This window comes from uncultured Albimonas sp. (assembly GCF_963977235.1).
Taxonomy (GTDB): domain Bacteria; phylum Pseudomonadota; class Alphaproteobacteria; order Rhodobacterales; family Rhodobacteraceae; genus Albimonas.
In genome coordinates this window covers 114,728-129,553 of record NZ_CAXBOD010000002.1, presented here as the reverse complement: position 1 = coordinate 129,553, position 14,826 = coordinate 114,728, and the positions used below count along the sequence as shown (strand labels likewise).

Here is a 14,826-nt window from a genome sequence, read left to right as displayed (position 1 = left end):
CGCGCGGCGCAGGGTCGCCGCGGGCGCTGCCGGTCGCGCCCCGACGATGCGCCCGACGCGTCGCCCCTCGCGGTTCTGGAATGCGTCAGACGCCCCTCGCGCAGAGCGGCCGCGCCCGGCGCGCCGGGGTGGGCGGGCGGGAGGCGTGCCGGGCGCGGGCGCGGCGGTCTCGCCCGGCGCCCGGCTCGCGATCCGGGCGCCGGGGGTCTCAGCCGCGCCGGGGCTTCGGCCCTCGTCCAGCGGGCGCGCCCCCCCGAGGCCCGCGGCCCCCGGAGGGCCCGTCGCCTCTGGGCCCGCTTCCGGGTCCATCCCCCTTGGGGCCGCTTCTCGACGCGCTCCCCCTGGGCCCGCTTGCGGGCCCCTGATTTCTGGCCCCGCTTCCGGGCCCCTGATTTCTGGCCCCGCTTCCGGGCCCCTGACCTCTGGCCCCGCTTCCGGGCCCCTGACCTCTGGCTCCGCTTCCGGGCCCCTCGCCTCTGGCTCCGCTTCCGGGCCCCTCGCCTCTGGGCCCGCTCCTGGGCCCGCCGCCTCCGGCGCCGCTTCTGGGTCCGTCGCTTCTCGGGCCGTCGCCTCTGGGCGTCTCGCTGCGCGACCCGCGTCCGCCCGGGGCGGCGGAGTCGCGCGGCGCGGGCTTGCGGCCCGGCGTGCCCTCGGTCGCGCGGGACGCAAAGCTGCGGCCGCCCGGCGCCTCGGCGCTGCGGGAGGCGAACTTGCGCCCTCCGGGGCTGTCGGAGGAGGACGAGGCGAGCTTGGGGCCGACGGGCTTGCGCCCGGCCGACGCCTCGGCGCGGCGCGGCGCGGGCTTGGCTCCGCGCGCGGCGGCGCCGGCGCCCTTCGGCCCTCGAGCGGGGCCTGCGCCTGCGGCGCCCCTGGCCGCCTTGGCGGGGCCGGCGCCGTCGTCGGCGGGCTTGGCGGCGCGCGGGGCGGGACGCTCGACCTCGGCGGCGGGCAGGCCCAGCTGGTCGCGCAGGACCTTGGGACGGATCTCCTCGACCTGCCCCGGCTCGAGGTCGCCCAGCAGGAACGGGCCGTAGCTGACCCGGATCAGGCGCGAGACGTCAAACCCCACCGAGGACAGCGCCCGGCGCACCTCGCGGTTGCGGCCCTCGCGCAGGCTCACGGTCAGCCAGGCGTTGGCGCCCTGCTGCCGATCCACGCTCACGGTCATCGGCTGAAAGCGTTCGCCCTCCACCTCCACGCCCCGGCGCAGCGGCTCGAGCGCCTTGTCGTCGGGCGCGCCGTGCACCCGCACCCGGTACTTGCGCAGCCACCCGGTCGAGGGCAGCTCCAGCCGCCGCTTCAGATCGCCGTCGTTGGTCAGCAGCAGCAACCCTTCGGAGTTCAGGTCCAGCCGCCCCACCGAGAGCACCCGCGGAAGCTCGGCCGGCAGGCGCTGGAACACCGTCGGGCGGCCCTTCTCGTCGGACTCCGAGGTCACCAGGCCGATGGGCTTGTAGTAGCGCCACATCCGCGGCGGCTCGGCGTCCGCGATCGGGGCGCCGTCGAGCTCGACCAGATCCGAGGGATCGACGTTCAGCGCGGGCGTGTCCACGGGCTTGCCGTTCACGCGCACCCGGCCGGCGAGGATGATCTCCTCGGCCATGCGGCGCGAGGCGACGCCGGCGCGCGCGAGGCGGCGGGCCAGCCGCTCGGTCCGCGGACCGGTGGGCGTGTCGGGCGCCGTGGCGCCCCCGCGGGCCTTCGCGGCGCCGCCCTTGCCCACGGGTTTGCCGAGGTCCTTTCCCCTGGAGGAAGGACGGGTCGGGCCGCCGCGGCGCGGGCGCCCGGAGTCGCTGTCGGAATCGCTTGTCATCGGCGGCTTATCGCAGCGTGCAGGCCCGGACGGAAGCGGTTCCGCGCGCCTGGAGCGCGGAAGGCGCAAGGAACCTGCCTCGCGCCTCGCTTCGGACTGCATTTCCCGGCGCGAACCCGCCCTCGCGCGCCCCTGCCGGCCCTGCGCAAGCCGCTGGCCGCGGGCGACTGCGCTTGCCATAACGCGGGCATGAGCATCCTGCGCACCCAGCGGCTGGAGGGGCGGCCCGTGCGCCCCCGCGACGCGGCCTTCGCGGCGGCCCTGTTCGGGCGCGCCGAGGTCGGCCGCTGGATCGGCGACGACGACCCGTGGAGCCGCGCCCAGGCCGCCGACCGCGCCCGCGCCTTCGCCGCCCACTGGACCGCCCACGGCTTCGGCCTGCGGCTGTGGCGCGACCGCCAGGGCGCCGCGGGCATCGCCGGGCTGCAGTTCTGCGTGATGGAAGGCGCGGCCGCGATAGAAGCCTCGTTCGCCTTCGCGCCCGAGCGCTGGGGGGCGGGCCTCGCGACCGAGGCGATGGCCGCCGCCCTCTGCGAGGCCCGCGCCATCTGCGTCGAGGTGCAGGCCGTGGTGCGCGAGGGCAACGCCCCCGCCGTCGCCGTCCTGCGCCGGCTGGGCTTTGTCGAACGCGCCTCGACCCTGCAGGGCCTGCGCCGCTTCGCCCGGCCCGTCGACGCCGGGTCCGCGCCATGAGCCGCGCCTTCCCGTTCGCCTCGCGCATGGGCCAGGCGCTCGACGAGGCCCGCGCAGCCGCCGCGCGGGGCGAGACGCCGGTCGGCGCCGTGTTGGTCGACCGCGCCACCGGCGAGATCCGCGCCGCCGCCGGCAACCGGGTGCGCGAGCGTCACGACCCCACCGCCCATGCCGAGATCCTGGCGATCCGCGAGGCCTGCGCCGCGCTCGGCTCAGAGCGGCTGCCCGGCCATGAGCTGTGGGTGACGCTCGAGCCCTGCGCGATGTGCGCCGCGGCCATCGCCGGCGCCCGGATCGAGCGGGTCTATTTCGGCGCCTCCGACCCCAAGTCAGGCGGCGTCGAACATGGCGCGAGGGTCTTCGACCACCCCCAGGCCCACCACCGCCCCGAGGTCTACGGCGGCCTCGCCGAGGCCGACTGCGCCGAGCTGTTGCGCGCCTTCTTCGCCGCCCGGCGCAGGGACTGAGCGGCGCGGAGCGCAGGGATTGAGCGGCGCGGAGCGCGGGGGCCCGCCGGGTCAGCCGCTCGACGAGGTCTTCATCAACACCACGCCCGCGAGGATCAGCGCGGCGGCGAGGACGCGCGACAGGCTCGGCGCCTCGCCCGCCAGCGCGACGCCGGCAAGCACCGCGCCCAGGGCGCCGATCCCCGTCCACACCGGGTAGGCGACGCTGAGCGGCAGCACGCGCATCGCCTGGGCCAGCAGCGCCAGGCTGCCCAGCAGCGCCGCCCCCGCGATCAGCGTGGGCGCGAGCCGCGAGAACCCGTGCGACTGTTTCAGGGCGACCGCCCAGACGATTTCGAGAAGACCGGCGGCGAAGAGTAGGACCCAGGCCATGACACGCTCCCACCCGCGGGGTCGTCCCCTCGGGAAACGGGATGGCAAGCGGTCGTCCGCCACGCCCGATCTGGGACCGAGGCGCGTGCGGGTCAACGCCGCCGGCCAGGAAATCCGCGCCTGGCGACCGTTCGCCGCCCTGCCCGTCCCCGGGCGGGGGCCGGGGGCCGGGAAGACGGAAGGGCCGCGCGGAAGGATCCGCGCGGCCCTTCGTCAGTCCCTCCGGCCCCTGTCGGGCCGGGTGCGCGATCAGAGCTCGATCGCCTTCATCACCTCGGGCTCGATCACGTCGACGCCGGGCAGGCCCTTCGCGAGCTCCTTGGCGTCCTGCGCCAGCAGCGGGAAGGTCTTGTAGTGGCACGGGATCACGGTCTTGAACTTGAAGAACTTCTTGGCCGCGTAGGCCGCCCGCTTCATGTCCATGGTGAAGTGGCCGCCGCAGGACAGGATGCCGATGTCGGGCGCGTGCAGGTCCTGGTAGACGCCCATGTCGGCCATCACGTCGGTGTCGCCGGAGAAGTAGATCGTCTTCCCCTCGCCCGAGATCATGAAGCCCGCCTCGGTCCCCGCATAGCCCAGCCCGGCCATCGAGGAGGAATGCCGCGCGCCGACCAGCGTCACCGAGACCTCGCCCAGCGAGACCGTGCCGCCGAGGTTGAAGCCGACGGTCTCGACCCCCTCCTTCTCGGCCAGGTGTCCCATCAGCTCGAAGATGCCGACGACCTTGGCGCCGGTCTTCTTGGCGACATCGACCGAGTCGTTGGTGTGGTCGAAGTGGCCGTGGCTGAGCAGCAGCGCGGTGGCGCCCTTGGTGGCGGCCTCGGCGTTGGACTCGTCGAACATCGGGTTGCCGTGCAGCCACGGGTCGATCAGCAGGACCTGGTCCGCGATCTCGATGCGGAAGCCGGAATGCCCCAGCCAGGTGATTTTCATGATCGTCTCCTCCTCGCCTGTCGCGTCGGCGCCCGGCCCGGCGGGCCCGGCCGGCGCGAGGCCGAGTCTTGCCGCAGGCCGTCGCAGGAATAAAGGGGCGCGGCGCGGGTTCCCTGGGGTCAGACCGCCCCGCCCTGCGAAACCGCCCGGCAGGAGACGGCAAGGGCGATCGCGGCCGATATGACACATTCAAAAGCGCGTCCCGACGGAAACACGGAGGCTTGCATGGACAAACCCCCTGCGCCCGCCAAGATCCTCCGCGAAGGCGCCGCGGCAGCTTCGCGCCCGGCGCGTCGCCGGCCCGTCGTCCTGCGGAAGGCGAGCGCGGCCAGGCGCTTGCCTCAAGCGGGCAAGCGGGATCGTCGGGGAAGGATCAGCGCGGATGTCGGACTGGACAGCCACCATCGACTCCTATTGCGAGCGGCTGGACCCCTCGTTCTGGGCCGAGCCGCTGAACGCGGTGTCGAACGCCGCCTTCCTGCTGGCGGCGGCCTGGGCCTGGAGCGTCGCGCGGCGCGAGGGCCGCGACGAGGACTGGGCGGTGCGCGCGCTGTGCGGGGTGCTGACCGCGATCGGCATCGGCTCGTTCCTGTTTCACACGCTGGCGAACCGCTGGTCGGTGATCGCCGACGTCGTGCCGATCATGCTGTTCATCCTGCTCTATCTCTACCTGACCGGCGTGCGCTATCTGCGCCTGCCGGCGTGGGGCGGCGCGGCGATCGCGGCGGCCTTCATTCCCGTGTCCTCGGTGCTCCAGGGGTGGCTGACGCCGGTGGTGGGGCGGCTGAACGGCTCGATCGGCTATGTGCCGACCCTGCTCGCGATGTGCGGCTTCGCCCTGCTGCTGGGTCTGCGCGCGCATCCCGCCTGGCGGGGGATCGCGACGGCCGCGGGGCTGCTGGTCGTCTCGCTGACCATGCGCACGCTCGACAACCAGACCGGGCCGGTGTGCGAGGCGTTTCCCTATGGGATGCACTGGGGCTGGCACCTGCTGAACGGCGCCCTGCTGGGCGTGCTGATCGTCACCTTCGCGCGCCATGGCGAGCGGCGGGCGCCCAGAGCGCCGTCCTAGGCGCGCGCCGCGGCCGCCGGCCCGAGCCCGCGGCCGTCCCGGGCCCGGGTTGCGCGGAACCCGACGTCGGGCTAGAGCGGGGCCACGAAATCCCCGCCTGACTTCCCTCCGACGGAGCCCGTTCCATGTCCATCGACAAGGCCACCGCCGCCCGCGTCGCCCACCTGGCCCGCATCCGGGTGAAGGACGAGGACCTGGAGACGCTCGCCACCCAGCTCTCGGGCATCCTGGGCTGGGTCGAGCAGCTGGGCGAGGTGGACGTCGAGGGGGTCGAGCCGATGACCTCGGTCACGCCCATGGCCCTGCGCCGGCGCGAGGACGCGGTCACCGACGGCGGCATCCGCGAGCGTGTGCTGGCCAACGCCCCCGCCACCCGCGAGGGGTTCTTCGCCGTTCCCAAGGTGGTCGAGTGACCCGCGTCCGCTGACGCGCCCTCCGCCTTCCCTCCCGCACGCCCGAGAGACCCCATGTCCGACCTGACCCGCCTGACCATCGCCGAGGCCCGCGACAAGCTCCGCGCCCGCGAGATCACTTCGGCCGAGCTGACCGAGGCCTGCCTTGCGGCCATCGACTCGGCCGACGCCCTGAACGCGGTCAGCGCCAAGACCCCCGAGAAGGCCCGCCAGATGGCCGCCGCCGCCGACAAGCGGCTGGACGCCGAGGGGGCCGGGGCGCCCGCGCTGTGCGGCATCCCGCTGGGCGTCAAGGACCTGTTCTGCACCGAGGGGGTGGCCAGCCAGGCGGCCTCCAACATCCTCGAGAACTTCAAGCCGACCTACGAATCCACCGTCACCTCGCGCCTGTGGGAGCGGGGCGCGGTGATGGTCGGCAAGCTGAACATGGACGAGTTCGCGATGGGCTCGTCCAACGAGACCTCGTGCTACGGCCCCGCGGTGAACCCGTGGCGGGCCAAGGGCTCGAACCGCGACCTGACGCCGGGGGGGTCCTCGGGGGGCTCGGCCTCGGCGGTGGCCGCGGCGCTGTGCCTGGGGGCGACTGGGACCGACACCGGCGGCTCGATCCGCCAGCCGGCGGCCTTCACCGGCATCGTGGGCGTGAAACCGACCTACGGGCGCTGCTCGCGCTGGGGGATCGTGGCCTTCGCCTCCTCGCTCGACCAGGCGGGGCCGATGGCGAAGACCGTGCGCGACGCCGCGATCATGCTCGAGGGCATGGCCGGGTTCGACCCCAAGGACTCCACCTCCGCCGAGCTCGCCGTGCCCGACTTCGAGGCCGCGCTGACCGGCGACATCCGCGGCAAGACCATCGGCATTCCCAGGGAATACCGGATGGAGGGAATGCCCCCCGAGATCGAGGCCCTGTGGGACCGCGGCGCCGAGATGCTGCGCGACGCGGGCGCGAAGACGGTCGAGATCAGCCTCCCCCACACGAAATACGCCCTGCCCGCCTACTACGTGATCGCGCCGGCCGAGGCGTCCTCGAACCTCGCGCGCTACGACGGGGTGCGCTTTGGCCACCGCGCGGACCTGGGCGCGGGCGACGCGATCGTGGACCTCTACGAGAAGAGCCGGGCGGAGGGCTTCGGGGCCGAGGTGCAGCGCCGCGTGATGATCGGCGCCTACGTGCTCTCGGCGGGCTACTACGACGCCTATTACCTGCGCGCCCAGAAGGTCCGCACCCTGATCAAGCGCGACTTCGAGCAGGCGTTCGAGACGGTGGACGCGATCCTCACGCCGGCCACCCCCTCGGCCGCCTTCGGCATCGGCGAGATGGCCGACGCGGATCCGGTCGCGATGTATCTCAACGACGTGTTCACGGTGACGGTGAACCTCGCGGGGCTGCCGGGCGCGGCCGTGCCCACGGGGGTGGACGCCTCGGGTCTGCCGCTCGGGCTGCAGATCGTCGGCAAGCCCTGGGGCGAGGCCGAGATGCTCGACATCGCCTATGCGCTGGAGCGCGCCGCCGGCTTCGCCGCCCGTCCCGACCGCTGGTGGTGAGCGGACCGCCGGCCTGAGCGCCGGCGGCGCGCGGCCGCAAACGCGGGGGCGGACACGCCGCCGGCGCGCCGCGTTCGCCCTGAACATTAGCCTCACATGAACGATCTGTCGCTTTCGACCCCGCTCGGGCCTCGCCCGCCCTCGCCAGGCCGTCCTCGTCCTTGACCGGGAGGCGCCCGCCGGTCTTATACCCGACGGGAACACGACAGCCTCCGCCAGGAGGCTCAGCCAAGCCTGGGGAGGCCAGCCATGACATTCCTGCGCCCGATCGCGGTCGCCACGCTCCTGCTGCCGGCGCTGCTTGCGGGACTGTCCGCCGGCCCCGCCCGCGCCGACGACGTCGAGGACAGCCTCAACGCCGCGCTCGAGGCCTACCGCGCCGGCGACTTCGTCACCGCCCGCGACGAGGCCGAGTTCGCGGTCACCCTGCTGGGCCAGCTGAAGGCGCAGGACCTCGGCGGCTACCTCCCCGCGCCGCCGGCCGGCTGGACCCGCGAGGAAGGCGGCGACCAGGCCATGGGGGCGCAGATGTTCGGGGGCGGGCTGGTGTCCTCGGCCTCCTACTCGGACGGCAGCGACCAGGTCACCGTCACCTTCGCCGCCGACAGCCCGATGGTCACCGCCATGTCGGCGATGTTCGGCAACGCCGCGGCGATGGGCTCGATGGGCACGGTGATGCGCGTGGGCAAGCACCGCGCCATCGTCACCCCGGACGGCGAGATCCAGTCGCTGATCGACCGCCGGATCCTGGTCTCGGTCTCCGGCTCGGCCCCTGCGGAGACCCTTCAGGCCTTCTTCGAGGCCATCGACCTGGACGCGCTGGCCGAGTTCTGAGGATGGGCCGCGAGTCTCCGTCTCCCGCCCGTCCCCCCCTCCCCGACAGCGCCGGCGAGCCGCGCGTGATGCGCGAGACGATCGCCCCCGCGCGCGTCGCCGCCCTGCACGCGACGCTCGATCGCCAGGGCCCCGCCCCCGCCCCCGGCGAGCCGTTGCCGCCGATGTGGCACCTGCTGTTCTTCCCCGAGATCGCCGGCCCCTCGGACCTGCACGAGGACGGCCAGCCCCGCTCCGGCGGCTTCCTGCCCGACACCGGCCTGCCCCGGCGGCGGCGCGCGGGGGGCCGGCTGGAGTATCTCGCCCCGATCCCCGTCGGGGCGGAGGTCGAGCGGGTCTCGGTCCTGCAGAACGTGGCGATCAAGCAGGCGGCCGCCGCGGCCATGGCCATCGTCACCGTGCGGCACGAGTTCCTCGTCGACGGCGCCCTGGCCCTGCGCGAGGAGGAGGACCTGGTGTTCCGCCCCCCCTGGAGCGCCGAGGACACGCCCCCCGGCGAGCCTCCGACCCGGCAGGAGCGTCCGGCCTTCCGCCGCGAGGTCGCCACCGATCCGACGCTGCTGTTCCGCTATGCCGCGCTGACCTTCAACGGGCTGCGCATCCACTACGATCTGCCCTATGCGACCGAGCGCGAGGGCTATCCCGAGCGGGTGGTAGACCCTGCCCTGATGGCCCAGCTGCTGGCCGACCTGCTGCGCGACGAGACCCGGAAGCTTCCGAAAACCTTCGAATATCGTGCGGTCGCGCCGGCGTTCTGCGGCCAGACTCTCACGGTCTGCGGCCGCACTCTGGGCGGCAAGGCCGACCTCTGGGCCGTGAGCCCCGACGGCCGCCTGGCGCTCGAGGCCCGGGTCACCACCTGAGCCTGGCGATGCGGGCCCGGAACCCCCGCGCGCCGGGCTCGCGCGCGCGGGGGTTGCCCGTTCAGACCGGCAGGCCCTGCGCGCGCAGCGCGGCGGCGAGACCCTCGGCCCCCTCGAAGTGGTGGATCCGCCATCCGCGCGCCGCGGCGGCCTCGACATTGGCGAGCTTGTCGTCGGTGAAGAACAGGTCCTTGCCCGAGAGCCCCAGGCGCGACTCGACCAGGGCGTAGATCTCGGCCTGCGGCTTGATCACGCCCTCGCGTCCCGAGACCACCTCGACGTCGAACTCCGCCAGCATCGGAAAGCTCTCCTGCGCCGTCAGCCAGGTGTCGCGGGCGAAGTTCGTCAGCGCGGCCAGGGGGATGCCGGAGGTCTTCAGCGCCCGGAAGATCTCGGGGGAGCCCGGGATCTCGGGCCCGAACATCTCCGCCCAGCGCTCCCGCCAGGCCAGCACCAGGGCCGCGTCGGCGGGATGGCGGTCGGCGGCGGCGGCGGTGGCCTCGGCCAGGTCGCCGCGATCGCCCTCGAGGTTGAAGGCGGCGAAGTCCACGCGGGCGAACAGGGCCTCGCGCTCGGCCGCGTCGGGGACGAGCCGCTCGTAAAGGCGGGTGGGCTGCCAGTCGATCAGCACGTTGCCGACGTCGAAGACGACGGCGCGGGGGGGCGGGGTCATGGCAGAGGTCCGGGGCTGGGATCATGGGTCTGGGCGGCGCGACCCTGCCCCGCGCCCCCCCGCCGATCAAGCGACGCGACGCCGCTGCGGGGCGGCGGCGCGCGCGCCGGACCCGCCCACGCACAGCGCCTCGCCGAGGACCCGCTCCAAGGCCCAGCATCAGGAGACGGCGACACACGGCGCCCGGCCCGCCGCGCGCCGCGGGCGCGACCCTCCACCAGCCGAGCGACGCCTGACGCGGCGCTCCCCGCTGGCCGCCCTCGCCCCCGCCCGCCGGACGAGACGGCGCCCAGAGGCGCCACGCCAGCCGCGCGCCGCGGGCGGACAGGTCCGACCGGCGCGCCGGCCGACGCGGCGCCTGCGCGACGCCTGCGCTACGGGGCGCTTACTCGGCCGCTTCCGCGTAGCTCTCCATCGGCGGGCAGGTGCAGACCAGGTTGCGGTCGCCGAAGACGTTGTCGACCCGGTTCACCGGGGCCCAGTACTTGTCCACCCGGAACGCGCCCGGGGGATAGCAGGCCTGCTCGCGCGAGTAGGGGCGGTCCCAGTCGCCGACCAGATCCTCGACCGTGTGGGGCGCGCCCTTCAGCGGGTTGGCCTCGCGGTCCAGCTCGCCGTCCTCGATGGCCTGGGCCTCGGCGCGGATCGCCAGCATCGCGTCGCAGAAGCGGTCGAGCTCGGCCTTGGGCTCGGACTCGGTGGGCTCCACCATCAGGCAGCCGGCCACCGGGAAGGACATGGTCGGCGCGTGGAAGCCGCAGTCGATCAGGCGCTTGGCCACGTCGTCCACCGTCACCCCGGCGCTGTCGGCCAGCGGGCGGGTGTCGAGGATCAGCTCATGGGCCACATGCCCGCCCTTGCCGGCGTAGAGGATCTTGTAGTCCGACTGCAGCCGCGCCGCGATGTAATTGGCGTTCAGGATCGCCACCTTGGTCGCCTGGGTCAGCCCCTCGCCGCCCATCATCAGGATGTAGGACCAGGAGATCGGCAGGATCGAGGCCGAGCCCCACTCGGCCCCCGCGACCGCCCCCTCTCCGGAGATCGGGTCGCCCGGCAGATGCTCGGCCAGATGCGCCTTCACCCCGATCGGCCCCATGCCCGGACCGCCGCCGCCATGGGGAATGCAGAAGGTCTTGTGCAGGTTCATGTGGCTCACGTCCGAGCCCACGTCCCCCGGCCGCGCGATCCCCACCATCGCATTCAGGTTGGCGCCGTCGAGATAGACCTGCCCCCCCGCCTGATGAGTGATCTCGCAGACCTCTCGCACCGTCTCCTCGAAGACGCCGTGGGTCGAGGGGTAGGTGATCATGCAGGCCGCCACCCGGCCCTCGTATTTCGCGGCCTGGGCGCGGAAATCCTCGACGTCGATGTCGCCGTTCGCCCGCGCCTTCACCGCCACCACCTTGTAGCCGACCATCTGCGCGGTCGCGGGGTTGGTGCCATGGGCCGAGGTCGGGATCAGGCAGACGTCGCGGCGCCCCTCGCCCCGGTCGATGTGGTAGCGCCGGATCGTCATCAGCCCCGCGAACTCGCCCTGCGCGCCGGAGTTCGGCTGCATCGAGACCGCGTCGTAGCCGGTGATCGCGCAGAGCTTTTCGGACAGGTCCGCCACCATCTCGGCATAGCCCTGCCGCTGGTCGGCGGGGGCGAAGGGGTGGATGCCGGCGAACTCGGGCCAGGTGACGGGCATCATCTCGGCGGTGGCGTTGAGCTTCATGGTGCACGAGCCAAGCGGGATCATCGCCCGGTCCAGCGCCAGGTCCCGGTCGGCGAGGCGGCGCATGTAGCGGGTCATCTCCGCCTCCGCCCGGTTCATGTGGAACACCGGGTGGGTCAGGTAGTCGGTCTCGCGCAGCAGCTCGGCCGGCAGGCGGGGCGCCGGGGCCGGGCCCTCGACCGCCATGGCGCCGCCAAAGGCGCGCCAGACGGCCTCGATCTCGGCCGGGCGCACCATCTCGTCGAGCGCGATGGCGATGCGGTCGGAGCCGACGGCGCGCAGGTTCACGCCCTCGGCCAGCGCGGCGCGCATGATCACCCCCTGGAAGGGGCCGGTCTCGACGCAGAGCGTGTCGAAGAAGGCGGCGGGGCCGACCTTGAAGCCCAGACTCTCGAGCCCGTCGGCCATGCGCACGGCTTTTTCGTGCACCCGCTGGGCGATCGCCTTCAGCCCCTGCGGCCCGTGGAACACGGCGTACATCGAGGCCATCACCGCCAGCAGCGCCTGCGCCGTGCAGACGTTGGAGGTCGCCTTCTCGCGCCGGATATGCTGCTCGCGCGTCTGCAGCGCGAGCCGATAGGCGCGGTTGCCCCGCGCGTCGACCGAGACGCCCACCAGCCGCCCCGGCATCGCCCGCTTGTGCGCGTCCGCGCAGGCCATGTAGGCCGCATGCGGCCCCCCGCCCCCCATCGGCACGCCGAAGCGCTGGGTCGAGCCGACGGCGACGTCGGCGCCCATCTCGCCGGGGCTTTTCAGCAGGGTCAGCGCCAGCATGTCGGCGGCGATCACCGCCAGCGCCTTGTGCTCATGCAGTTTCTCGACCAGCGGCGAGACATCGCGCACGTCGCCGTTGGCGCCGGGATACTGGAAGAGCGCGCCGAAGACGGCCGAGGGGTCGAGGTCCTTGAACGGATCGCCCACCACGATCTCGATCCCCAGCGGCTCGGCCCGGGTCTTCACCACGTTGATCGTCTGCGGGAAGCAGTCGGCGTCCACAAAGAAGGCCGCGGCCTTGGATTTCGACTGCCGGCGGGCCAGCGCCATCGCCTCGGCCGCCGCCGTCGGCTCGTCCAGCAGCGAGGCGTTGGCGATGTCCATCCCCGTCAGGTCCGAGACCATGGTCTGGAAGTTCAGCAGCGCCTCGAGCCGGCCCTGGCTGATCTCCGGCTGATAAGGCGTGTAGGCCGTATACCAGGCGGGATTTTCCAGGATGTTGCGCTGGATGCAGGGCGGCGTGACCGTCCCGTAGTGGCCCAGCCCGATCATCGAGACCAGGACCTTGTTCTTCTCCGCCGTGCGGCGGAGCTTCCACAGCACTTCGCGTTCCGACAGCGGCGCCCCGAAGACCAGCGGCGCGTCCTGGCGGATGCCCTGGGGCACGGTCGCGTCGATCAGCGCGTCGAGGCTCTCGACCCCGATGGTCGCCAGCATCTCCTCCATCTCGGCCGGCGAGGGGCCGATGTGGCGGCGGTTGGCGAAGTCGTAGGGGTCGTAGTCGGTGAAGGCGAAGGGCATGGGGTCTCCCTGCCGGCGGGGGCCGGCGGCTGGGGAAAGGCGACGGGGGGAGCGGCCGGCGGCGGGCGCCGGCCGCGCGACCTCACTCGATGAAGGTCTTGTACTCGTCCTCGTCCATGAATTCGTCGAGCGCGCCGGCGTCGACAATCTTCATGCGGAAGAACCAGCCGGCGCCCGAGGGATCCTCGTTCACCAGGGCGGGGTTCTCGACGATCTTGTCGTTGACCTCGACGATCTCGCCGTCGACCGGGGCCGAGATGTCCGAGGCCGCCTTGACGGATTCGATGGTCGAGACCTCGGCGCCCGCGGCGACCTCGTCTCCGACTTCGGGCAGTTCGATGAACACGATGTCGCCCAGCTGCTCGGCGGCGTGCTCGGTGATGCCGACGGTGACGATGTCGCCGTCGAGGTCGAGCCACTCGTGCTCTTCGGTATACTTGGTCATCGCGGTCCTCAGCGCTTGTACCGGTGGGGGACGAAGGGAAGCGGGGCGACCTGCACCGGCAGGCGCTTGCCGCGGACCTCGCCAAACAGGCGGGTTCCCGGGGCGGAATGGTCGAGGGGGAGATAGGCCATCGCCATGGGTCCGCCCAGGGTCGGGCCGAAGGCGCCGGAGACGACCTGGCCCAGCGGCTCGGCGGCGTCCTCGGAGGCGAAGATCGGCGTGGGGGCGCGCATCGGGGCGCGGCCCTCGGGCAGCAGGCCGACGCGCAGGCGGGCGGGGCCGGCCTCGAGTTCCTGCAGGATCCGCTCGGCCCCGGGGAAGCCGCCCTCCCGGGCGCCCCCGCGGCGGCGGATCTTCTGGATCGCCCAGGGCAGGCCCGCCTCGACCGGGCTGGTGGTCTCGTCGATGTCCGAGCCATAGAGGCACAGGCCCGCCTCCAGCCGCAGGCTGTCGCGCGCGCCGAGGCCGGCGGGGGCCACGCCCGGCTGCTCGAGCAGCGCCTCGGCCACGCCCTCTGCCCGGTCGGCGGGCAGCGAGATCTCGAACCCGTCCTCGCCGGTGTAGCCGGAGCGGGAGACGAGGCACGGCACGCCCGCCAGCGCCGTCTCGGCCACGTCCATGAAGCGCATCTCGCCGACCTGGGCGCCCAGCGCGGCCATCGCCGCCTCGGCCTTGGGGCCCTGCAGGGCGATCAGGGCGCGGTCGCTCAGCTCCTCCAGCTCGCAGGCCTCGGAGAGGTGGGCGCGCAGGTGGGCGAAATCGTGCTCGCGCCGCGCCGCGTTGACCACGAGGAACAGCGCGTCGCCGAGATTGGCGAACATGAAGTCGTCGAGGATGCCGCCGTCGGGCGAGGTGAACAGCCCGTAGCGCTGGCGCCCCTCGGCCAGCCCCGCGACCGAGACCGGGGCCAGCGTCTCGAGCGCCAGCATGGCGTCTTCCAGCCTGCCGGATTTCGGCCGCAGGAAGGCCTGGCCCATGTGGGAGACGTCGAACAGCGCCGCCCCCTCGCGGGCGGCGGCATGCTCTCGCAGGATGCCAGAGGGATACTGGATCGGCAGGGCCCAGCCGGCGAAGGGCGCCATGCGCGCCTTCAGGCTCTCGTGCAGGGCGAAGAGCGGCGTTCGCTGCGCTTCCGTCGCGTGATCGTCCGTCATGGAGTTCCCCCGAGTGACCGATGCGGCGTCGCCGCCGGCGAATGGCTCCGCCGGCCGTGGCGCCCCCGCTGTCCTTTCGCCTGAGATCGCTATCCCTTCGGCGAGCGCCTGTGCGGCGCCTCTCTCCAGCGTTTCGCGTCGACCCCGCCGGTCCTTTCGCCTGAGAGTTTCCGGGGCGGTTGCTCCTTCGGCCCCGGCGTCCTGGCTCCACGCGATGGAGGGGTCAGGTCGCCGGCGTCTCCCAACGGGTCGATTTCAGGTTAGACGCGGCCGCGGAAGGACGCAAGCGGCAGATGTTGCATTGCAGAACGGGCGCG

At 73.3% G+C, this 14,826-nt stretch carries 14 protein-coding genes and 1 riboswitch; of the genes, 7 read left to right on the top strand and 7 right to left on the bottom strand.

Annotation, left to right across the window (positions count from 1 at the left end; genetic code table 11):
• Positions 1-208: 208 nt before the first annotated feature.
• A complete protein-coding gene (locus AAC134_RS02865; protein WP_339947541.1) occupies positions 209-1,723 on the bottom strand; it encodes a pseudouridine synthase in 1,515 nt (504 codons plus the stop codon).
• 279 nt (positions 1,724-2,002) lie between these two features.
• Here AAC134_RS02865 and AAC134_RS02860 point away from each other — a divergent pair, with 279 nt between their 5' ends.
• Both AAC134_RS02860 and AAC134_RS02855 read left to right on the top strand, forming a co-directional pair.
• The gene (locus AAC134_RS02860; protein ID WP_339947540.1) at positions 2,003-2,506 is read left to right on the top strand and encodes a GNAT family N-acetyltransferase; all 504 of its coding nucleotides are present in this window, start codon (positions 2,003-2,005) and stop codon (positions 2,504-2,506) included.
• Positions 2,503-2,973, top strand: coding sequence for a nucleoside deaminase (locus tag AAC134_RS02855; protein WP_339947539.1), 471 nt, complete (start codon positions 2,503-2,505; stop codon positions 2,971-2,973). Before AAC134_RS02860 ends, AAC134_RS02855 begins: the two co-directional genes overlap by 4 nt.
• A 51-nt stretch (positions 2,974-3,024) precedes the next feature.
• On the opposite strand, the gene AAC134_RS02850 is transcribed toward AAC134_RS02855, so the two are convergent.
• Entirely contained in the window at positions 3,025-3,345 is a 321-nt protein-coding gene (locus AAC134_RS02850; RefSeq protein ID WP_339947538.1) for a multidrug efflux SMR transporter, read from the bottom strand.
• A gap of 249 nt (positions 3,346-3,594) precedes the next feature.
• The gene (locus AAC134_RS02845; protein ID WP_339947537.1) at positions 3,595-4,278 is read right to left on the bottom strand and encodes a metal-dependent hydrolase; all 684 of its coding nucleotides are present in this window, start codon (positions 4,276-4,278) and stop codon (positions 3,595-3,597) included.
• Positions 4,279-4,660: 382 nt separating this feature from the next.
• On the opposite strand from AAC134_RS02845, the gene AAC134_RS02840 reads away from it, so the two are divergent.
• From AAC134_RS02840 to AAC134_RS02820, 5 genes are all read left to right on the top strand, one after another.
• Positions 4,661-5,350 carry a hypothetical protein gene (locus AAC134_RS02840; protein WP_339947536.1) on the top strand — a complete coding sequence of 230 codons (690 nt, stop codon included), beginning with the start codon at positions 4,661-4,663 and terminating at the stop codon, positions 5,348-5,350.
• A 125-nt stretch (positions 5,351-5,475) separates the two neighbouring features.
• Complete coding sequence (gene gatC, locus AAC134_RS02835) at positions 5,476-5,763, top strand: Asp-tRNA(Asn)/Glu-tRNA(Gln) amidotransferase subunit GatC (RefSeq protein ID WP_339947535.1); 288 nt, start codon at positions 5,476-5,478, stop codon at positions 5,761-5,763.
• A 54-nt stretch (positions 5,764-5,817) separates the two neighbouring features.
• The gene (gene gatA, locus AAC134_RS02830) at positions 5,818-7,308 is read left to right on the top strand and encodes an Asp-tRNA(Asn)/Glu-tRNA(Gln) amidotransferase subunit GatA (RefSeq protein WP_339947534.1); all 1,491 of its coding nucleotides are present in this window, start codon (positions 5,818-5,820) and stop codon (positions 7,306-7,308) included.
• A gap of 249 nt (positions 7,309-7,557) precedes the next feature.
• The gene (locus tag AAC134_RS02825) at positions 7,558-8,142 is read left to right on the top strand and encodes a hypothetical protein (protein ID WP_339947533.1); all 585 of its coding nucleotides are present in this window, start codon (positions 7,558-7,560) and stop codon (positions 8,140-8,142) included.
• A gap of 68 nt (positions 8,143-8,210) precedes the next feature.
• A complete protein-coding gene (locus tag AAC134_RS02820; protein ID WP_339947532.1) occupies positions 8,211-9,005 on the top strand; it encodes an acyl dehydratase in 795 nt (264 codons plus the stop codon).
• 61 nt (positions 9,006-9,066) lie between these two features.
• Here the strand turns inward: AAC134_RS02820 and AAC134_RS02815 are convergent, their stop codons facing one another.
• The 4 genes from AAC134_RS02815 to gcvT all read right to left on the bottom strand — a co-directional run bounded on the left by AAC134_RS02815 (position 9,067) and on the right by gcvT (position 14,509).
• Positions 9,067-9,678 (bottom strand): HAD family phosphatase, encoded by a 612-nt coding sequence (locus tag AAC134_RS02815; RefSeq protein WP_339947531.1) that lies wholly within the window; start codon positions 9,676-9,678, stop codon positions 9,067-9,069.
• A gap of 385 nt (positions 9,679-10,063) precedes the next feature.
• Positions 10,064-12,910 (bottom strand): aminomethyl-transferring glycine dehydrogenase, encoded by a 2,847-nt coding sequence (gcvP, locus tag AAC134_RS02810; protein WP_339947530.1) that lies wholly within the window; start codon positions 12,908-12,910, stop codon positions 10,064-10,066.
• Between the two features lie 82 nt (positions 12,911-12,992).
• Complete coding sequence (gene gcvH, locus AAC134_RS02805) at positions 12,993-13,355, bottom strand: glycine cleavage system protein GcvH (RefSeq protein ID WP_339947529.1); 363 nt, start codon at positions 13,353-13,355, stop codon at positions 12,993-12,995.
• 8 nt (positions 13,356-13,363) lie between these two features.
• Positions 13,364-14,509, bottom strand: coding sequence for a glycine cleavage system aminomethyltransferase GcvT (gene gcvT / locus AAC134_RS02800; protein ID WP_339947528.1), 1,146 nt, complete (start codon positions 14,507-14,509; stop codon positions 13,364-13,366).
• Positions 14,510-14,647: 138 nt separating this feature from the next.
• Positions 14,648-14,763, bottom strand: a riboswitch (glycine riboswitch).
• Positions 14,764-14,826: the final 63 nt, after the last annotated feature.